Here is an 18,879-nt window from a genome sequence, read left to right on the forward strand (position 1 = left end):
AGACTTGACAAATGTTTACACCTACTGATAAGCTAGCTAGCTAGACATTTTACTAGCGATGAAAAATTCCCAACAATCACTACAGCAAACAGCAATCAGGACAATCGAATGGCGATCGACCTTACGCGGTCTATCCGCTAGTGGGTGGACTGTGGCAATTATCGCTTTAGCATTGCCGATCGCCATACCAGTTCTTAGTGTCTTATCCAGTATCTTTTTTGAAGCTAAAGATACATGGCAACATTTAACTGATACAGTTTTAACCCGTTATATTGTCAACTCTTTATTGTTAACGATCGGTGTCGGCTGTGGTGTTGTCGCGATCGGCGTAGGATGTGCCTGGCTAGTAACAATGTGTCGCTTTCGGGCCAGTCGCTTATTTGAATGGGCATTACTGTTACCCTTAGCGGCCCCAGCTTATGTATTAGCTTATACTTATACAGATTTTTTAGAATTTTCCGGCCCAGTTCAAACTGCTTTGCGTTATATTTTTGGCTGGAGTTATGGAGACTATTGGTTTCCTAACGTGCGATCGCTCCCGGGAGCAATCTTAATGCTAATCTTAGTTTTATATCCCTACGTCTACCTATTAACAAGAGTTGCGTTTTTGGAGCAATCAACTTGTACCATTGAAGCTAGTAGAATACTGGGCTGTAGCCCTTGGCGGAGTTTTATTACAGTTGCCTTACCAATGGCAAGACCCGCAATTGTTGCAGGTTTAGCACTGGCTTTGATGGAAACTCTCAACGATTATGGCACTGTTCAGTATTTTGGAGTTGATACATTCACCACAGGTATTTATCGGACTTGGTTTGGCATGGGAGAACGAATTGCAGCAAATCAATTAGCTGCCCTGCTATTATTATTTGTTCTGGGTTTAATCTTGCTAGAACGCTGGTCGCGGAGTCGCACTAAATATTATCAAGCTAGCAGTCGCTATCGCCAACTGCAAACTTATCAACTTAAAGGAATTCGGGAGATTTTAGCGGTAATTGCTTGTTTGATTCCGCTATTATTCGGTTTTTTATTGCCAGCAGGTCTTTTAGTCAAGTTGACATTAGCGAATTGGCAAGTAACCTTAGATGAACGCTTTTGGATATTTGCCCGTCATAGTTTAATTTTGGCAACACTGACAGCAATTTTAGCCGTAGTTATTGCCTTAATTATGGCTTATGGCTTACGGTTATATCCTAATTTAGGAGTGCAGTTAGGAACTAGAATTGCGGCAATGGGCTATGCTGTACCTGGTTCTGTGATTGCAGTGGGGATTATGGTTCCCATTGGTAAAATTGACAATCTATTTGATAGTTGGATGCGTGAAAACTTGGGGATTTCTACAGGCTTGTTGTTAAGCGGTACGATCGCAGCTTTGGTATTTGCTTATATAGTTCGCTTCCTAGCTGTTTCTTTAAATGCTGTGGAGTCCAGTTTGAGCAAAATTAAGCCTAATTTAGATGATGCGGCGAGAAGTTTGGGTTATACTCCGATGCAAACTTTAGTTACAGTTCATACACCAATGATGACGGGAGGTTTACTAACTGCCATGATGTTAGTATTCGTTGATGTAATGAAAGAGTTACCTGCTACTATAATTATTAGACCTTTTAACTTTGATACCTTGGCTGTGCGAACTTATCAACTTGCCTCAGATGAGCGCTTGGCTGAAGCTTCTGGCCCTGCATTGGCAATTGTTTTAGTGGGGATGTTACCGGTTATTTTATTAAGTTGGAAAATTGCGCGATCGCGCAAGTCTTCAACAGAGTTAACAGTTAACAGTTAACAGTTAACAGTTGACATTATTCCTTTGAAATTCAAGATGATTAATAAAAACTTAGCAATGTTTACCCGCACTACTGGCACAATCTCTTTCTTACTACTTACTATTTTGGTCACGTTTGGATGCCAAAAACAGGTTGCAAGCCCCCTCGAAACATTACAAAAAACGAAGCAATGTCCAGAATGCGACCTGACTGGCGCTAAGTTAAGCAACATTGATTTAACAAGCGCTAATCTCAATGGTGCTAAGTTGGAAGGTGCCGTTCTAGAAAATGTCAAACTTAATGAAGCCTTACTCGATAGCGTCAATCTCAAAGGTGCAAATTTAAAAGGTGCTTCTCTGGAAAAAGCAGGTTTATTTGCTGCCGATCTCACAAAGGCTGATTTGAGTAATGCAAATCTGAAAGGGGCTTTTTTGCGAGGGGCAAAACTGAATAATGCCAATCTTAGTAATGCCGATTTAAGTGAAACTGACTTAAATAGTGCTGATTTGACAGGGGCAAACCTGAAAGGGGCAAACCTGAAAGGGGCAATAATGCCGGATGGTAAAATTAAAAATTAAAGTTGATTGGATTCGGCGGTTGAAACCGCCGAATCACAAAGAGTAGCTTCTTGTTCAAAAAGCCTTTATTTCCATCCTGCGCGATCGGCAATCTTTAAAGCTTCGGGGTTATTTTTCCCAAACACATCAGGGTTAAGAGGGTCAGATTTGAATGTACCAAAACTGGCAACTACAGGATCGATCGCCACACCTGAAATCACAGGGTATTCGTAATTACCCCTAGCAAAAATTTGTTGCGCTTCGCGACTGGCTAGGTGTTCCAAGAATTTGGTCGCGCCTGCTTTGTTACGGGAGGTTTTGACTACACCGGCACCACAAATATTGACGTGGGTACCGCGATCGCGCTGGTTGGGAAAAAATACACCTACCTTCGCCGCGATCGCTTGTTCTGCTGGATCTTTCGATTTCATTAAGCGGGCTACATAATAGGTATTAACAAGCGCAATATCGCCTACCCCATCAGCAACAGCCTTGATTTGCGCCGTATCGTTTCCTTCTGGAGGACGTGCAAAATTAGCCACCAATCCTCGCGCCCAAGCTTCTGTTTTTTGAGCCCCATGAGTCGCTAACATGGCTCCAACAAGAGACTGATTATAGATATTAGTGGACGATCTCACTAAAATTTTACCTTTCCACCGAGGTTCTGTCAGCGCTTCATAGGTTGACAATTGGGCAGGGTTCACCTTGCTTTTGTTATAAACAATCACCCGTGCCCTGCGCGATAGACCAAACCAGAAACCTTGAGGATCTCGCAAACTCGCTGGAATTGCCGATGTCAGGACTGCTGAAGAAACAGGTTGCAGGATACCTGCTTGTTTCGCCCGCCACAAACGCCCACCATCAACGGTGATGAAAACATCAGCAGGGCTATTTGCACCTTCACTTTTAATCCGTTCAATTAGTTGGTCAGCCTCCGCCTCAACGAGGTTAACTTTGATCCCAGTTTTTTTCGTGAAGCTTTGGTACAACTGATTATCAGTGTCGTAGTGACGTGCTGAATAAAGGTTGAGGGTGCCCGTTTGGGCTGTGACTGGGGCTGTTTTGCTTAGTTCCCCCAGTGCCACGACAGCCATTGCTGTACCGCTGGCAAGAAAAATACGCCGAGAAATGCTCATTGCTCTATAATGATAGATTTTTTTATCTGTTAATTGACATGATGGTGCATCCACAGCCATCTACAGTCAATGCTCTACTATATTAATGCAAGTAATTCTTATTTGCCGATCGAGTTCGTAACGATTTTAGGGCTGACGCCCGGGTGATCAGAAACCGGGTTTTTTGACCAAAAGACTGTGTTGTAGCCAGCAGATTCGGTAAAAAATTCGCTTGTGAAGGTATTGATGCGTCTTGGAATGTATTAATGACACAGATTTTTGCTGACTAGGTAGCACAACGGTTGTTTGTAATGATGTTGGTATTACCATGAGCAGAATGGGGAGTTCAATTGCGTGTCTCCGTTTTTCGATCGCCCGGTTCGTCGCCCCTGACGGCTCAATTACAAGCCCGGCCAGACAACAAAGAACTGCATTCACTAGCTTATTGCCAACAGATAAAAAGTCTCTAGCCTGAGTACAAAGTTTGTTTGGGGATTCTCTAAATAATCTGGTTTGTGCCGGAGTGGGAAGGTCAGCGCTAAACTAACTTAGGTAAATCATCTTATATAATGATGACTATTTTTACTCTGCGCTCGATCGCCCGTTTACTGATTAGATCGACTTGTCTGCTGAGGATTGCTTTGAGTTATTCCTGCATTTGAGCGCGATCGAGTAAACTCCAATTGGCTGTCAGAACTAAGGTAACTAGGATATCAATGTCACTGTCTGCATGAAAGTCGTCCCGAAGGACAGAACCAAAGAAAGAGAGTTCGATGATTTGCCAATGTTGACAAAATTTGATGATTTGGTCAATTGGCAGGGCGATCGCGGTTTTCATTCAGCCTCCTTACTGATTGACCAAATAGTTTGCTTGAGAATCTTGCTCAAGCAGCATTCGTAGAGTCAAGTTGGACTGCTTATGAGCTATCTCTTTACTTCTTTGCGTTGTTGTTTTTTTACGGTAAGAAATCGCACGATCGCTACTCGGATGGTGGAGGTACGATCTCGATACCGTACTTGGGAGCAGTAGTAAGAATTTTGTCAAGGTCTTCAGGGTTCAAGGATGCTCCCAGGGTAATCTCACCATTCACTGCCTTTCCAACTTCGGCAATAAATTTCTCAAAGCCAGCAGGAGTGACCCAAACCATCATCTTAGCCGGTGTAGCGGTCGTATTTGTAAATCGGTGAAGCTGACCTTTCGGTGAATGAAGGAAGGTTCCAGCCGTGGCCATGAAAGTACGATCGTCAAGCTGGAATTCAATCTCTCCGTCTTGAACATAAAATGATTCATCTTCTAGGTGGTGCCGATGGGGCGGTGAACCGCCTTGAGGTGCAACAATTACTTCACAAAGCGCATAGGCTTGACCTGTCTCTTCACCAACTGCCTTGAAGGTATAGAGGTCTTGACCAAGGTAGTAAGAACGACCTTGACCAGGTTCAACAAAAAGTCCGTTTTGATGAATTGTCATTTGTTAATTGTTAATTGGTAATTGGTAAAGCAAAGTGTTAGCTGGCTGGCGATGGCTTTTCCTGGAACATTCTTCACGAATTCAGACTTCTCTCAATACGCCGATCGGGGATAAGCCACACGATCGCAACTAAAACATACAGCATGAAAGCAAACCACGAGTTCACAAAGGAAAGCAGGATTGCTACGGCATAAATCACTACTGATACCTTCCCCTTAAAGTCTCGCCCAAGTGCAATTGCCAGAGTGGAATCTTTACCGTGGTAAGAAATAAGGACACGAGTAAGAATGAAGTAAGCGATCGCAGCCAACAACAGCACTGTGCCATAAAGCGCAACTGGCCAGGCTGCGAAGTGGTTCTCGCCTGTCCAGCCAGTGACAAAGGGAATGAGTGACAACCAGAACAGCAGATGCAGATTAGCCCACAAAACATTACCATTGACGTGCCGAGCCGCCTGTAACAAGTGATGGTGGTTGTTCCAGTAGATACCAAGATAAATAAAACTGAGTACATAGCTCAGAAATACTGGAACTAGCGGACGCAGCGCAGCTAAATCAGGTTCATGGGGCACTTTCAATTCCAGCACCATAATGGTGATGAGAATGGCGATTACACCATCGCTGAACGCTTCTAACCTACCTTTACCCATTTTTGTATATCCTCCTTTTCTGCTTGCGCTGGCGATCGCTTCTCATTCCAAAAATAACTTAGCATAAGGTCGGTTGCAGTGATGTGCTATACCGATCGGCGATCGCTGGCACTTACCAACAAAGAAAGCCTACCATTTTGCTTGCCTAATCTCGGCTGAAAACAGACAACCTTAACGGACTTTTCGCTGATCTGTTTAAGCAGCCGATCGGCACGACTTCTTATCAATACCCGATCGCGCAACGGGTAAAACGGGAGAAGCAGTTGTTGAAAGAAAAAGAGCGATCGATTATGGAAGCGCGATCGCGGTTATTTGACATAAATAGTTTGAGCAGTAGAGAGAATTTCTTGACGGCGAATCCAGTTGGAACTGCGATCGATCGCCCGTTTACTGATTAGATCGACTCGTCTACTTAGCACTGCTTCGAGTTCTTCCTGCATTTGGGCGCGATCGAGTAGACCCCAGTTGGCTGTGGGGGCAAAAGCAACTAGGATATCGATGTCGCTGTCGGCATGAAAGTCGTCACGAAGGATCGAACCAAAGAGGGAGAGTTCGATGATTTGCCACTGTTGGCAGAATTTGGTGATTTGGTCAATTTGTAGGGTGATCGCTGTTTTTATTCAGCCTCCTTACTCATAGCACTAACATCTAAAAAGTAAAGAGCGATCGATCTGACAAATCTTTTTCTTGAGTTTACCAGTACCGCTGTTACTGAAAGAGATGATATAGGCTTGAGTAGGAAACTGCACATTGGTAGCGAGCAGGTCAATTAACTTTAGATCCGCATCTTCACTTTCAATCCAACCTCGTTTACGAACAATTCCTAAAACAATGAAGCGCTTTTCGGGAAAATACGTGACAACTTTCTCTACCAGATAACCTTCTTTAACCTGCGGATAATCAGCTAGCTGCTGCTTCAATTCATTTACCTCTGATTCTTCTAGAGTGTGAGTTTTAAATGTATCGCAATCGAACACTTTCGATCTTTCCTCTTGACCTTTTAGCAGAAGCTGATAATGTTGATCGGCTCGATCGCGATATCTCTCTGCTTCTTCTGTTTGACCTTGTTTCCGTAAGAAACTGTAAACTAAGTCGCAACCGTCTATGACCCAATCCATCCTTTTCACTATGGCTTTTTCAATGTAAGCAATACCTGCATTCTCAGCCTTTTGTAACAAAATTTGCCCAAGAGTGTAGTTTGCTTCTGCATGATCTGGATAATTTTTTAACAGATCTTGCAACAAGGGAAGCGCTGCTTCATCACCTCGCAATTCCAAGGCGTAATAGGCTCGTTGCCATACTTCTTGTTCGGTAAGTGTCTGTATTTGTGATTTTTGCTCTAAAGCTTGAAGTTCGTCCTGAGTTTTCTTTAGGTAGGCATAGCGTTGTCGCCAAGGTGTGGATACTGCTTCTTTCCACTCCCGATTGAACTGGGTAGCGAACTGTTGTAATGCTGTTCCCAGAAGATGTTCTGCTGCACTGATTTGTATCGTCGCTGGCTTACATAGATTTTGTGCCTTAGCCGTCGAATAACCCAGCGATTTTAGTCGATCGGTAAGGCAGGGATGGGTGTCTGAATTATTTGTCTTTTGTGCAAGAGCCTGCTCTAACCACTGCTTGTTCTTCTCTTCAGCAATCGGACTATGCAACACGGTCAACATCGAGGAGTAAACATTGTCTGGTGGCTCGATCTGATTTTCCACTTGCTTATGAATATCTGTCCAGAAAGAACTTTCCAGAAAACGAGCTTTTACTTCTATGTTAATGAGAGCCTCAGCCGCAGTTTTTGCTCCAGCGAGTTGAGCAGCACAGCGATCTGCTTCGTACTCATTCATCCGCGCCAGGATAAAAGAGTAAGCATTAAAAGCAGGCCAATACCAGTCCAGAAAGCGATTAAACAAAACTGCTGCCCCCTCCCGATCGCTTTGATGCAATCGTTCATAAATCTGCATCCAGGTTTTGCGCATTCGATAAATCCATGCTGCAAAGCGGGAATGGTTGCCAGAGAGATGCCCTAACTCGTGTGCCAGAACTGCTTTAAGTTGTTCCACAGACAACGACTGCATCAAGGGAAGTCCCAAAAGTAAATAGTTTTGCTGCCAACCAAAGATACCCAACCGTGGAATTTGAACGACTCCTGCGTTGAAATCCTGATTCAACACGATGTTATGGAATCGGGGAGCTTGAAGTTTAGTTGTCAATTCATCAACTAGGGCGAATAAGTGAGGAACTTGACGACGATTGACTTTCAAACCTTGGGGAGGTGGGAAAGTTACCCACAGCGATCGCACAATCACCCATGCGGGAACCAGCAACAAAATAGCTAACTTGATAATGTAACCATTGATACGCTGACTAAAAACGATAAATAGGACTACTAGCCCGATTAATGCCAATAGCCCCGCAAGTACCAGAAAGATATAGGCGTATCCTAATGTAGCCCACAGGGCAACTCGCAAGCGGTAATTCTTTGGATTGCTTTTCGAGAAGTCTTCCAGCTTTCCTACTAATGCATCAAACTGTTCCTGTGTTATGGCCATAAGGATGCAAAATTTTGAATAATATAATTAATTTACTGAACATCGCTGAGGTATGTCAAGCTTTTCTTTTTTTACTATTTCACAAAAGTAATGTACAGAAAATTCTCCGTCTTCCCTACTTGTTCTTAACATTTATTAAAATTTATATCCTCATAAAAATCGAGTTCGCCCTTGGCTTGAAGAAGTTTCATCGGAACGACAGACAATATCGATGCAGCCGGACTCGATCAAACTTGCGTTAAACTAAGTCAGGTAAATGACTTTCTATACAGATGACTATTTTTACTCTGCGATCGATCAAAAAAGACTTCGGCATCAAGGAACTCTTGACAGATGCCAGTTTCAGCCTAGATGAAGGCGATAAAGTCGGACTCATCGGCACCAACGGTTCCGGGAAATCAACCCTGCTGAAAATGATTGCCGGTATGGAGTCGATGGTTTACTGATTAAATTGATCGCTATCGATCGCTCTTGTTGCTGGGCTGACTAACTCGCCCTCACGGTTCATAGACTTGACTGCGATGAGCGATCGCCACAACAAATACCTGCACCACTTCATCGTCGATCGAGTAAATCACTCTGTAGTCCCCGATTCGGTAGCGATAGTACCCTGCATAATCTCCTTTGAGGGCTTTAATGTTAGGGTGCAACTGAGGAGTTTGTTCTAACTGCTCCAAACATCGGGCAATTTTCTTCGCTAGGGCTTTGTCAGCATTGACATAAACCTTTTGAGCATCAGGATGGAGAAGAACTTCATACATCGGAGCGAAGACTTCTCCAGGTTGTGTAATCAGTTTTAGGAGTTGCTTGATTTTGCTTAACTCGCTCTAGCAATCCAGAAATTTCCAAAAGTTCTTGAGTTGCAGCTTCGCTTTCAGCATTTGCTAAGTAAGCCGCAAAATCAGCAAGCACCTGTAATCGTTCTGGTGATAGTTGCTTGAGTAAGTCATTAAGCTGGCGGTGTAACTCTGCGGGTGATATCAAATCTGCTGAGGATCGATCGTTCATTTGAGAATTATCCGTGCTTTTTTCCTCATTTTACCGCCTAGGTTTTTTGTTTGTCAATCTCCTCGTCATACCCAATTTAGTGTTTTGTATGAAATAATGTAAAAAAGCGGTTTATTCAGTTGTAATAGTAGTTAACTCACTAGCGATTAGGTAGCTCAATGATGCGATCGTCAAGGTAAGAAGATACAAAAACTAGGGATTGCCGGATATCTTCATCCTCTAGTTCTGGAAACTCTTGATGTAGCTCTTCTCGATCGGGATAAGTTGCTAGCAGCTCAATCACTCGACGAACAGTAAGCCGAAGATCGCGAATACATGGTTGCCCGTTCATCCGCTTTGGATTGCTTGTAATACGATCTATTTTCATTTTGGCCCTCGCAATCTCAAGATTAGTTCGGATGAAACCATATCAAGTGTCCCAGTTAAGTGGAGTTGGTCTCTCTATTTTAGTCGTTCTGTTGATCCCGTCTACGCGCACAAAATCGTCAGCGTTGGCACTTTCAGCTTTGATATTTTCCCCCCAAGGGATGTATTCATAATCAGGCAACCAAGCATCTTGTCTTCGCAGGAGAAAATCCAGAAAAAGTCTCGGATCTTTTAAACTATCTTCAGTTACTTTGAGCGTGCATTCTTCAGTGCGAAATTTGTAACCAACATGAGTACCACTGGTAATATAAATATCCCATTTCTTGGGGTTCCAACCGTCGGCTATGGGCGTACCCCGCGCTTCCATTTCCTCTGCATATTCCGGTAACTCTTGGGGTAAAATCTCAAAAACCTCTTCGGTGTAATCTACCCCCCACTCGAACTCTTCAATACATTTACCATTCTCAAATAGCTGATACGCAGAACAACCTGATGTATCTTCATTCTGTAAATAAATGCATCGAGTTTTCAATAACTCAGACACCTGAGAAACCTTGCTATTTAGACACACATTGATTGGAAAAACTATACTCCACGGATGTCCTTGATACTGATATATAAGTGACATCCAGCAATCACTAGGATGATACTGCTTACCCCATACGTTTAGCTCTAAATTGCCACCAAATACTTGGGAAATCACCGGACTGCTTAATTCAATGGGAGCTTTGACTAAAAGAATGCCAACCTTATTTGCTTCCAGTTCTATAAACTGAAAACCTCGCCTTTTTGATAGTGCTACTTCTGATATCATAGAAAAACAAAGGGTCAAGTGTGAAATTAATTTGGAACCTTCACTTTTGTAGTCTAGATTGTTCCTATAATTGTATCGCAGATGCGTTACAATATATGATATAACTTAAAATACCGCAATTCGCTTATCGATGTCAAAAGTTAGGTAAATAATTTTATATACTCATGACTATTTTTACTCTGCGATCGATCAAAAAAGACTTCGGCATCAAGGAACTCTTGACAGATGCCAGCTTCAGCCTCGATGAAGGCGATAAAGTCGGACTCATCGGCACAAATGGTTCCGGGAAATCAACCCTGCTGAAAATGATTGCGGGTATGGAGTCGATCGACTCTGGCGATCGCTGGGTCAATCCAGGCGCTACAATTGTTTATCTCCCCCAACAGCCGGATTTAGACGAAAATCACACTGTCTTAGAGCAAGTATTTGCCGACAGTGGCGAACAAATGGCTTTAGTGCGCGAATACGAGGAAATTTCCGATCAATTGTCCCACGGCAAAGGCGATACAGACAAGTTAATGGCGCGTCTGTCTGCGGTGTCTGAACGCATTGATGAGGTGGATGCGTGGGATTTGGAAACCAAGGCGAAATTGATTTTGACCAAGTTGGGGATTGAGGATTTTGATGCGAAAATTGCCGACTTGTCCGGCGGCTACCGCAAGCGAATTGCCTTAGCAACGGCGCTTTTATCGGAACCTGACGTGTTGCTGATGGATGAACCGACAAACCACTTGGATGCGCTGTCTGTGGAGTGGTTGCAGAATTATTTGAACGGCTATCGCGGTGCTTTGCTGCTGATTACCCACGATCGCTATTTTCTCGATCGCGTTACCAATCGCATCCTGGAGATCGATCGCGGCGACCTTTACAATTATGCTGGCAATTACGCTTATTACTTGGAGAAAAAAGCCTTAGCTGAAGAATCCGCCGCCAGCACTCAGCGCAAATTCTCGGGAGTATTGCGGCGCGAGTTGGAATGGCTGAAGAAGGGGCCGAAGGCGCGCAGTACCAAGCAAAAAGCTCGGATCGATCGCATTAAAGATATGCGAGCAGAGGAATTCAAAACAGCCAACGGCAAAGTCGAGATTGCGACAGCGGGCCGCCGGATTGGTAAGAAGGTGATTGAGTTACTGCATATCAATAAAGCTTACGGCGATCGCACTTTAATTAAAGATTTTACCTACAATTTCACTCCCGAAGACCGGATTGGAATTATTGGTAGCAACGGTGCGGGAAAATCGACGCTGATGGATATCATCACCGGACGCATTCAGCCGGATTCGGGTACTGTCGAAATTGGGACAACCATTCATATCGGTTATTTTGACCAGCATTCAGAGGATTTGACGCCCAATGAAGATCAGCGAGTTATTGAATACTTGAAAAGTGTGGCGGAATTGGTGCAAACGGCGGACGGCGAAATCATTACCGCTTCTCAAATGTTGGAAAAGTTTCTGTTTCCACCGAACCAACAGTATTCACCAATTAGCAAACTTTCGGGCGGGGAAAAGCGTCGGTTATTTCTGTTGAAAGTGCTGATGAGTGCGCCAAACGTGCTGATTTTGGACGAACCGACAAACGACCTGGACGTGCAGACTTTGGCGGTTTTGGAGGATTATCTCGAAGATTTTAACGGCTGCGTGATTGTGGTGTCCCACGATCGCTATTTTCTCGATCGCACGATCGACATGGTTTTCGCCTTGGAACCGGGCGGGAATTTGCGCTTGTATCCGGGGAATTATTCGGTGTATTTAGACTACAAAAAAGCCGAAGAAGCCAAGGAAATCAAAGGACAAAAAGAAAAAGAAAAACTTACACGCACCGCTGAATCTAACAATTCAAAATCCCCAAGTTCAACTCAAAAATCTACCAAAGTTTCCTTCAATGATAAGCGAGAATACGAACAATTAGAAAGTCAAATTCCGCAGATGGAAGCTGAGAAACAAGAGATTGAGAAGAGGTTGTCTAACAATGCTCCGAGCGGGTTTGCGGAGGTGAAGAAGTTATCCGATCGTTTGGCTCAGTTGACGCAGCAGATCGATCGGGCGACTGAGCGCTGGTTGGAATTGGCGGAACGGGTGGGTTAATTTGGGTTGTTCGAGTGTTGTGTTTAGCTCCTGTTAACAATGACAGGAGCTAGAGGAATTATGAGTGAAAAAATCCCATGCTGAAACGAATATATATTGACAATTTTCGCTGTCTGGTAAACTTTGAACTTGACTTTGATGCAATTAATCTATTTCTCGGTGCTAACGGCTCGGGTAAATCAACAGTTTTTGAGGTGTTGCAGAAAATCCAAGCATTGGTCAGCGGCGACAGTAAGGTAGAAGGAATTTTCAAACCTGCGGACTTCACCCGCTGGCAAATCTTAAAAATTCAGCGTTTCGAGTTAGAAATTCTCGGTAATGACGGCTGCTACACATATCAATTACAAATCGATGAGTATGGAGATAAATGTCGTGTTAGGTACGAGAGTCTGCTCTGTGATAACCAGCCTTTACTGATATTTGAATTCGGCGAAGTTCAACTCTATCGAGATGATTATTCACCGGGCCCGAAATACCAGTTTGACTGGTCGCAATCTATTCTGCCTTCATTAATGCCAAGAAACGACAACACGAAGTTAACTTGGTTTAGAGAACGGATGGCGCGATTTATCATCGTGCAAGTTGTACCCAGCTTGATGGTTGATGAAAGTAGCCAAGAACAAATGCGTTTGACTCCTAAGATGGAAAATTTTGTTTCTTGGTATCGCTACTTGTCTGAAGACCAAGGTAAAGTTGCTGAAATTGGAAATATTTTAAGAGATGTTTTGGATGGATTCAAAAATTTTAAGTTTGAGCGAGTAAGCGAAGATAATTTGGTGTTAAAACTGCGGTTTTCCGGAGAAACAGATAACAGCAAGCCAATTGAATATCGTCTCAGAGAATTGTCGGACGGACAAAAAACATTAGTTGCTTTATACGCGCTGATTTACGGTACAAAATCTGAAGAATATACCTTGTGGATTGATGAACCGGAAAACTTTTTAGCATTGCCAGAAATTCAACCCTGGCTGATTGAGCTTTATGACCTTTGTAGCGAGGGAAAACTTCAAGCATTACTAATTTCTCACCATCCTGAGTTAATTGACTATCTTTTAGCTTCACCGATTGGCTATTGGTTTGAGCGTCAAAGCAATGCTGCTGTTCGAGTCAAACGAATTAGCAATGAAGTAGCTGACAATTCGGGATTGCCAGTTTCTGAACTGATTGCACGGGGATGGTTGAATGAGTCAGCTTAGAGTTCAGATTGTCATTCTCTGCGAGGACAGACAGCAGGAGGTTTTTGCGCGTTATTTCCTAAAAAAGCGAGGTTTTACAGGTCGATTTCGGGCTAATATTTGTCCTAAAGGTAGCCAAGCAGGAGAACAGTATGTACGCACTCAGTATCCGGTGGAAGTGAAAGCTTATCGCCAGAAGAGAAACCAGGTGTCGATTGGATTAGTTGTGTTAATTGATGCAGATACGGGTACGCTGGAAGCAAGACTTAATGAGTTAGCTAGTGTCCTTGATGAAAATGCTCAGGAAAAGAGGCAATCGAATGAGGCGATCGCGATTTTTGTTCCCAAGCGCAATATTGAGACTTGGATACACTATTTGCAGGGAGAAACTGTGAATGAGGAGGCTGCTTATGCAAGATTTGAGAAAAATGAGGCTGTTTGCAAAACCGCTGTTGAGGATTTAGCCGATCGATGTTATTCTCAGAGCTTACCAGAAGATGCGCCGCGATCGCTTCAGGCAGCTTGTGGGGAATTACAGCGGTTGTTACCACTGTTGCAGCCATGAGTTATCAGAAAATCTGGAGCTTGTTACTACTGTCAAGCAAACTGACCAACAAACTTAAGACTGGTAAAAGTCTGAAATCCTTTTCAAAGCTGCAATATCCAGCGGAAACAGCGGCAAAAAACCCGCTTTTTTGCGAGAGCCTCAAGTAAAGCTGTGTGTCCCAAACTGTGAAGGCCCGGAGGGTGGGGTTGACAAAAGCAGTAGAATATCCACTAAAAGTCAGGGTAAGCAAGTAAGACTGGCAGCCGAAAAAGCGGAAAACACGTAAAACAAAAGTCGATCGGGCAAAGTAAGTTGGCCGAGGACTAAAAATATGGTGATGGGTGAGATACAATTGACCTGTTCTGAGCCAAGAATTGGTCAACATCACAAGTATCCTGTAGAAGTCTGAAGTTGAGAATCTCAGGGTTGTCGAGGAGCGGGAGCAAACAGAAAACTATGTCTCAAAAAGTAATCGCCAAACAGATGTCTTTGGAATCAGCGTCAGATCCGATCGCCGTGGTTGCGACCGTCGAAACAGTGCCAGCCGAAGCAGTGGCAGTAGAGTCCTACGCCGATCGGTTGATGGACGAACTGTTTGAAGGAGTCGATCGAGCATTCGACGGCAGTGGCGGACTGCCAGCCGAGCCGGTAGCGCCAGAATTCGTGGCGCTCAAGTCGATCTCGGTACCTCAAATAGTTTTGTCGCCGTTGGCGCCCCAGCCGCAGCGAGCCGAAAAAGACGTAGAAGCGATCGCCCGCCAAGTCGCCCTAGAAACAACCCAAAAACAGCAGTCCAAACAATCATTCGACCGAATCCTGCTCGGAGCAGCATTTGGGTCGCTGCTGCTAGTCATGGGCTTGTGGCTGGCAAGCAGGTCGGGACTGGTGCGCTTGCCCGCAGCCCCCGCACCAGAGAGGCCGGTAGCAAGTGGCAAAACAGCACCAGACACCCCGTTTGTCGAATACGTGCAGCGCTCGCTAGAAGCGATCGAACAAAAAAAAGCACCCCAGCCCAACCCGCAACTTGCAGGAGTTCCTGGAGTTGCCACCCCTGGGACGTTGCCGAGCATTTCAATTTCCGGCGCGCCGCCCGCAACCGCAGGTCTTTCGACAGCAGTCAACCGCATCGCTGATGCCCTAGAACAAGCCGGCGCGCAGCCGGGAGCACCTGCACCCCAAATCGTAGTCATCCCTCCCCCCGCTCAGGTGACTGTGGCTCCGGCTGCTCCGGTAGCGGCTGCTCCGGCTGCTCCGGCTGCTCCTCAAACCGCCGCAGTTTCCCCCTCGCCGGCGGCTCCAGCCTCCGGTCGCGCGATCGCCGCTGCAGGCACTCGAACTCCCCTCGCCGCTTCCCCTTCCCCCTCTGATTCTCCCCAGCCGAAGATTTTGGCTCGCGAAACCGAACCGGCACCAGCGCCAGCAGCCCAGCAATCCGCGCCCGCGCCCGAGCAATCCGCACCGGCCGTCAGCAGCGCCCCGACTTCCGCGCACACGCTGGTAGGGATTTTGGAGTTGGGCGACCGATCGGCCGCTTTGTTTGAAGTAGACGGTGTAGCCCGCAGAATTTATGTCGGCGAAAGCATTGGCGCTAGCGGTTGGACCCTGGCAGAAATCAAAAATCAAGAAGCAGTTATCCGCAAGGGAGGAGATGTGCGATCGGTTTTTGTCGGGCAGAAATTTTAATTAGTCAGTTGTTAGTTGTTAGTTGTCAGTTGTCAGTTGTCAGTTGTTAGTAGCTAATAAATTAATCACTGGGGAATCTCAACTGCGAAAAACTAACAACTAACAACAAATAACAAATAACAAATAACAAATAACCAATAACATAGGACTAATAACAAATGGGCTTATTTGACGATTTCAGCCGCTTTCTAGAAACCAGATTAGAAGAATTTTTGCGCAGCAATCCCCATCTGGAATTGCAGGCAATAGAAGAACAACTGAAGGAACAAGAAGAAGACACTCTGCGACTGATTCTCGATATCCAGAAACAAGAGAAAAAACTGCAATCAGAAATTCTCTCCGCCGCCCAAGAAATTCAGCGCTGGAACGATCGAATCAACAAAGCTAAAGCGGCTCAAAGGCTCGATTTAGCTCAAGCTGCCCAAGAGCGGCAAGCTGCTTTGCTGCGTCAGGGAAATCAGCGCTGGGGTCAAATGCAAGGCTGCAAAGAACGGATTGAAAAAGCCAAAGAACTGTACCGCCAAATTCAATTGCGTCGCAAAGAAGTCCGAGCAAAAGCAGCAGAAGCTGCAACTCGCACTACCACTAAAACAGAGCAGAATTGGGATACAAAGGGTTGGAATCAGAGTTCAAATTATAACAGTTTTAATGCAGCCGATCCTTTAGAAGAAAAGTTTCAACGCTGGGAAGCAGACGAAGAACTCGATAGCATGAAGCGGAATATAGGCCGATAGTTACGAAAGCATCCCAATCCTTTAGGGACAAGTTTACCCAAAACTAGAATTCCCAGTGCACATATTCGTCAACCTCCCAGACTCTCAGGTATGGCGATCGCTGAGACTTAATATAAATACCATCCTAAAATTGTAGGGACAATTAATCAATCGTCCCTACAATATTCTTACCTAATTAATTAGCTCGATCGCACTACAAGAGAGCAAAATCTGTGGCAGTAATCACGCTTGCAGGCACATTGCTGAGAGTTGCCAAAAGTTGACCGGAACCAGTAACTCGGATCAGAGTAGAACTATTCTCCGCAACAATGCTCAGTTGCGAGAAATTCAGACCACCCATTAAGCCGATCGAATCGAGACCGTATTGAAAGTCTACAATAGTCTCGCTGCCGAGGTCAATGCCCAACATAAATCGATCGTTCCCCGTACCTCCAATCAGAGTATCATTCCCTTGATCTCCAAACAAGAAATCGTCCCCAGCACTGCCAAGCAAACTATCCTCATCCTTACCGCCGTAAAGAGTATCGTTCCCAGTCTCCCCGTTAACGGTATCCTGACCTTCATTGCCAAACAGCAAATCGTTGCCCAAACCGCCGCATATTTGGTCTTGTCCGCCAGCAGAACCAATGGGAAGAGGACTACCAATATCCCCGTACACTGTATCTTCCCCCTCGCCACCGCAGATAGTATCGCTGCCTTCATCGCCAAATAGAAGATTGCTGCCCAATTGGCCGAAAACTAAGTCATCGCCCTTGCCCGCACGCACTGTATCATCACCGTCACCGCCTGCGATCGTATCTTGATTTTTCTCCCCGCTGAGGAAGTCATCGCCCACCAAACCGAAGACCAAATCATTGCCAGTCAAATCCGGGTCGAAGGGGTTAATAGTTCCCCCGTAGATAATATCGTTACCCTGGTCGCCAATTAAAGTATCGCTTTCTTGGTCGCCAAAAATAATGTCGTCATCTTTGCCGCCGTAAACAACATCGTCGTTCTTGCCCGCAAAGATTAAATCATCTCCAGCAACCCCGTTGAGATAATCATTACCCTCATTGCCAAACACCAAGTCCCTGTCTATATCTGGGCCAACCGGGAAAGCACTGTTAAGTCCGCCGTAAATATTATCATTGCCCCGCAACCCGGCCAACAAATCGTCGTCGTTAAAGCCGTTGATTTCGTCATCGTTATTGCTGGCGAGAATAGTGTCGCTGCCGTTAGTACCGTTGCGGGTATTAGTGACAGAACTCGGGCCGCGAACACTGCCAATGCTGGGCAAAACAATTTGTTCACAAATGCACTCAGCATCTTGTCCTTCTTGCGGTGGTGGTGGTGGTGGTTGGATTTGGGCTAAGAAGTTCCCAAAGTTAATATTGCTAACATTCGTGCCGCTGACAGCAATAATATCAGCAGGATTGGCAGTAGTTTGCGTCCAACCCGGTTGATTAACTTCCCGAACTTGATAAGTTCCCGGCCCTAAATTAGCGAAAGTGTAGCCGCCTAAACTATCGGTCAAATTGTTAATTTCGCCAGTATCTAAACTGCCGTTACTGTTAGCATCTAGGAAGATTTGCCAGTTCGGCAACAGCGGTTCTTGAGTGTCCAAAACCCCATTGTTATTCAGGTCATTAAACTTGCTGCCGCTAATGCTAATATTTTGGAAATTGCCGAAATTAACGTTCGATTGACTTTCGCCACTACCGAGATTAATCGGCGCGGGATTAGTAGTCGTTTGCGTCCAACCAGTCTGCTGCACTTCCCGCACGTTGTAAGTGCCGGGATTGAGGTTGTTGAAGCTGTAATTGCCAGAACTGTCAGTGGTAACAGCAGTTTCGCCCGAATCTAAAGAGTTGTTCCCGTTAGCGTCGAGGAAAATTTGCCATCCCGAAAGACCGGTTTCCTCCGATTCCTGAGTGCCGTTGCCGTTGCCGTCGTTGAATTTAAGACCGCTGATGCTGCCTTGTTGCACGGGAGTAGGACTGGGAGTGGGAATGGGAGTCGGAGTCGGAGTCGGAGTCGGAGTCGGAGTCGGAGTCGGAGTTGGAGTCGGAGTTGGAGTCGGAGTTGGAATAGGTATTGCTTGGTTGCCGAAATTAACTGTAGCAGGAGTAGTTTGACCTGCTGCCAGAGTCACCGAAACCGGGTTGGGAGTTGTTGGCTGGCTGTTGGCCGGTACAACTTCCCGGACGTTGTAAGCGCCCGAGGCCAAGTTGGGGAAAGTAAAGCTGCCGTTAGCATCACTGGTTGTCGAAGTTTCTCCGGCACCAAGGATGCCGTCACCGTTTGTGTCGAGGAAAACAGTCACTCCGGCGACGCCAAGTTCTCCGGCTGCTTGAGTGCCGTTGCCGTCGGTGTCGTTAAATTTGATGCCGGTGATG

General features: G+C 45.3%; 18 protein-coding genes and 1 pseudogene. 8 read left to right on the top strand and 11 right to left on the bottom strand.

Annotated elements, in window-relative coordinates; all coding sequences use genetic code 11:
* The first annotated feature begins 58 nt into the window (after window positions 1-58).
* Together QUA78_RS04385 and QUA78_RS04390 are read left to right on the top strand one after the other, a co-directional pair.
* The gene (locus tag QUA78_RS04385) at window positions 59-1,780 is read left to right on the top strand and encodes an iron ABC transporter permease (RefSeq protein ID WP_333299833.1); all 1,722 of its coding nucleotides are present in this window, start codon (window positions 59-61) and stop codon (window positions 1,778-1,780) included.
* 36 nt (window positions 1,781-1,816) lie between these two features.
* Window positions 1,817-2,338, top strand: a complete 522-nt coding sequence (locus tag QUA78_RS04390) for a pentapeptide repeat-containing protein (protein WP_333299834.1) — start codon at window positions 1,817-1,819, stop codon at window positions 2,336-2,338.
* Window positions 2,339-2,403: 65 nt separating this feature from the next.
* Here the strand turns inward: QUA78_RS04390 and QUA78_RS04395 are convergent, their stop codons facing one another.
* The 6 genes from QUA78_RS04395 to QUA78_RS04420 form a co-directional block, all read right to left on the bottom strand.
* Window positions 2,404-3,453, bottom strand: coding sequence for a Fe(3+) ABC transporter substrate-binding protein (locus QUA78_RS04395; protein WP_333299835.1), 1,050 nt, complete (start codon window positions 3,451-3,453; stop codon window positions 2,404-2,406).
* 625 nt (window positions 3,454-4,078) lie between these two features.
* Complete coding sequence (locus QUA78_RS04400; RefSeq protein ID WP_333189245.1) at window positions 4,079-4,270, bottom strand: nucleotidyltransferase domain-containing protein; 192 nt, start codon at window positions 4,268-4,270, stop codon at window positions 4,079-4,081.
* A gap of 142 nt (window positions 4,271-4,412) precedes the next feature.
* Window positions 4,413-4,901 carry a cupin domain-containing protein gene (locus tag QUA78_RS04405; RefSeq protein WP_333299836.1) on the bottom strand — a complete coding sequence of 163 codons (489 nt, stop codon included), beginning with the start codon at window positions 4,899-4,901 and terminating at the stop codon, window positions 4,413-4,415.
* Window positions 4,902-4,974: 73 nt separating this feature from the next.
* Window positions 4,975-5,550 (bottom strand): TMEM175 family protein, encoded by a 576-nt coding sequence (locus tag QUA78_RS04410; RefSeq protein WP_333299837.1) that lies wholly within the window; start codon window positions 5,548-5,550, stop codon window positions 4,975-4,977.
* A 308-nt stretch (window positions 5,551-5,858) separates the two neighbouring features.
* Window positions 5,859-6,170: a nucleotidyltransferase family protein gene (locus QUA78_RS04415; protein WP_333299900.1), complete on the bottom strand. Its 312-nt coding sequence runs from the start codon at window positions 6,168-6,170 to the stop codon at window positions 5,859-5,861.
* 21 nt (window positions 6,171-6,191) lie between these two features.
* A complete protein-coding gene (locus tag QUA78_RS04420; protein WP_333299838.1) occupies window positions 6,192-8,090 on the bottom strand; it encodes a M48 family metalloprotease in 1,899 nt (632 codons plus the stop codon).
* 272 nt (window positions 8,091-8,362) lie between these two features.
* On the opposite strand from QUA78_RS04420, the pseudogene QUA78_RS04425 reads away from it, so the two are divergent.
* A pseudogene (locus QUA78_RS04425) lies at window positions 8,363-8,521 on the top strand (ATP-binding cassette domain-containing protein); the annotation flags it as partial.
* A gap of 66 nt (window positions 8,522-8,587) precedes the next feature.
* Here the strand turns inward: QUA78_RS04425 and QUA78_RS04430 are convergent.
* The 4 genes from QUA78_RS04430 to QUA78_RS04445 form a co-directional block, all read right to left on the bottom strand.
* Window positions 8,588-8,851 (bottom strand): type II toxin-antitoxin system RelE/ParE family toxin, encoded by a 264-nt coding sequence (locus QUA78_RS04430; protein ID WP_333299840.1) that lies wholly within the window; start codon window positions 8,849-8,851, stop codon window positions 8,588-8,590.
* Window positions 8,844-9,098: a hypothetical protein gene (locus tag QUA78_RS04435; protein ID WP_333237553.1), complete on the bottom strand. Its 255-nt coding sequence runs from the start codon at window positions 9,096-9,098 to the stop codon at window positions 8,844-8,846. The genes QUA78_RS04430 and QUA78_RS04435 overlap by 8 nt, the downstream gene beginning before the upstream one ends.
* Window positions 9,099-9,237: 139 nt before the next feature.
* Window positions 9,238-9,465: a DUF433 domain-containing protein gene (locus QUA78_RS04440; RefSeq protein WP_333299841.1), complete on the bottom strand. Its 228-nt coding sequence runs from the start codon at window positions 9,463-9,465 to the stop codon at window positions 9,238-9,240.
* A 42-nt stretch (window positions 9,466-9,507) separates the two neighbouring features.
* Window positions 9,508-10,278, bottom strand: a complete 771-nt coding sequence (locus tag QUA78_RS04445) for a hypothetical protein (RefSeq protein WP_333299842.1) — start codon at window positions 10,276-10,278, stop codon at window positions 9,508-9,510.
* A 164-nt stretch (window positions 10,279-10,442) separates the two neighbouring features.
* Here QUA78_RS04445 and QUA78_RS04450 point away from each other — a divergent pair, with 164 nt between their 5' ends.
* The 5 genes from QUA78_RS04450 to QUA78_RS04470 all read left to right on the top strand — a co-directional run bounded on the left by QUA78_RS04450 (window position 10,443) and on the right by QUA78_RS04470 (window position 16,504).
* A complete protein-coding gene (locus QUA78_RS04450; protein ID WP_333299843.1) occupies window positions 10,443-12,365 on the top strand; it encodes an ABC-F family ATP-binding cassette domain-containing protein in 1,923 nt (640 codons plus the stop codon).
* Between the two features lie 77 nt (window positions 12,366-12,442).
* The gene (locus QUA78_RS04455; RefSeq protein ID WP_333299844.1) at window positions 12,443-13,561 is read left to right on the top strand and encodes an AAA family ATPase; all 1,119 of its coding nucleotides are present in this window, start codon (window positions 12,443-12,445) and stop codon (window positions 13,559-13,561) included.
* Complete coding sequence (locus QUA78_RS04460; protein ID WP_333299845.1) at window positions 13,548-14,105, top strand: hypothetical protein; 558 nt, start codon at window positions 13,548-13,550, stop codon at window positions 14,103-14,105. Before QUA78_RS04455 ends, QUA78_RS04460 begins: the two co-directional genes overlap by 14 nt.
* A 438-nt stretch (window positions 14,106-14,543) precedes the next feature.
* Window positions 14,544-15,770: a hypothetical protein gene (locus tag QUA78_RS04465; RefSeq protein ID WP_333299846.1), complete on the top strand. Its 1,227-nt coding sequence runs from the start codon at window positions 14,544-14,546 to the stop codon at window positions 15,768-15,770.
* Window positions 15,771-15,928: 158 nt separating this feature from the next.
* Window positions 15,929-16,504: a TIGR04376 family protein gene (locus QUA78_RS04470; protein WP_333299847.1), complete on the top strand. Its 576-nt coding sequence runs from the start codon at window positions 15,929-15,931 to the stop codon at window positions 16,502-16,504.
* A 193-nt stretch (window positions 16,505-16,697) separates the two neighbouring features.
* Here the strand turns inward: QUA78_RS04470 and QUA78_RS04475 are convergent.
* Window positions 16,698-18,879 (bottom strand): SdrD B-like domain-containing protein (locus QUA78_RS04475; protein ID WP_333398604.1); only part of this gene is annotated, 2,182 nt, incomplete at its 5' end.

Source organism: Microcoleus sp. K4-B3 (assembly GCF_036704615.1).
Lineage (GTDB): Bacteria > Cyanobacteriota > Cyanobacteriia > Cyanobacteriales > Microcoleaceae > Microcoleus.

Excerpts from the sequence above, each read along its gene's own strand:
- QUA78_RS04390 (WP_333299834.1), top strand. The coding sequence starts at position 1,817 with ATGATTAATAAAAACTTAGCAATGTTTACCCGCACTACTGGCACAATC.
- QUA78_RS04405 (WP_333299836.1), bottom strand. The coding sequence starts at position 4,901 with ATGACAATTCATCAAAACGGACTTTTTGTTGAACCTGGTCAAGGTCGT.
- QUA78_RS04470 (WP_333299847.1), top strand. The coding sequence starts at position 15,929 with ATGGGCTTATTTGACGATTTCAGCCGCTTTCTAGAAACCAGATTAGAA.
- QUA78_RS04420 (WP_333299838.1), bottom strand. The coding sequence starts at position 8,090 with ATGGCCATAACACAGGAACAGTTTGATGCATTAGTAGGAAAGCTGGAA.
- QUA78_RS04465 (WP_333299846.1), top strand. The coding sequence starts at position 14,544 with ATGTCTCAAAAAGTAATCGCCAAACAGATGTCTTTGGAATCAGCGTCA.
- QUA78_RS04430 (WP_333299840.1), bottom strand. The coding sequence starts at position 8,851 with ATGTATGAAGTTCTTCTCCATCCTGATGCTCAAAAGGTTTATGTCAAT.
- QUA78_RS04445 (WP_333299842.1), bottom strand. The coding sequence starts at position 10,278 with ATGATATCAGAAGTAGCACTATCAAAAAGGCGAGGTTTTCAGTTTATA.
- QUA78_RS04455 (WP_333299844.1), top strand. The coding sequence starts at position 12,443 with ATGCTGAAACGAATATATATTGACAATTTTCGCTGTCTGGTAAACTTT.
- QUA78_RS04410 (WP_333299837.1), bottom strand. The coding sequence starts at position 5,550 with ATGGGTAAAGGTAGGTTAGAAGCGTTCAGCGATGGTGTAATCGCCATT.
- QUA78_RS04395 (WP_333299835.1), bottom strand. The coding sequence starts at position 3,453 with ATGAGCATTTCTCGGCGTATTTTTCTTGCCAGCGGTACAGCAATGGCT.
- QUA78_RS04435 (WP_333237553.1), bottom strand. The coding sequence starts at position 9,098 with ATGAACGATCGATCCTCAGCAGATTTGATATCACCCGCAGAGTTACAC.
- QUA78_RS04400 (WP_333189245.1), bottom strand. The coding sequence starts at position 4,270 with ATGAAAACCGCGATCGCCCTGCCAATTGACCAAATCATCAAATTTTGT.
- QUA78_RS04385 (WP_333299833.1), top strand. The coding sequence starts at position 59 with ATGAAAAATTCCCAACAATCACTACAGCAAACAGCAATCAGGACAATC.
- QUA78_RS04460 (WP_333299845.1), top strand. The coding sequence starts at position 13,548 with ATGAGTCAGCTTAGAGTTCAGATTGTCATTCTCTGCGAGGACAGACAG.
- QUA78_RS04440 (WP_333299841.1), bottom strand. The coding sequence starts at position 9,465 with ATGAAAATAGATCGTATTACAAGCAATCCAAAGCGGATGAACGGGCAA.
- QUA78_RS04450 (WP_333299843.1), top strand. The coding sequence starts at position 10,443 with ATGACTATTTTTACTCTGCGATCGATCAAAAAAGACTTCGGCATCAAG.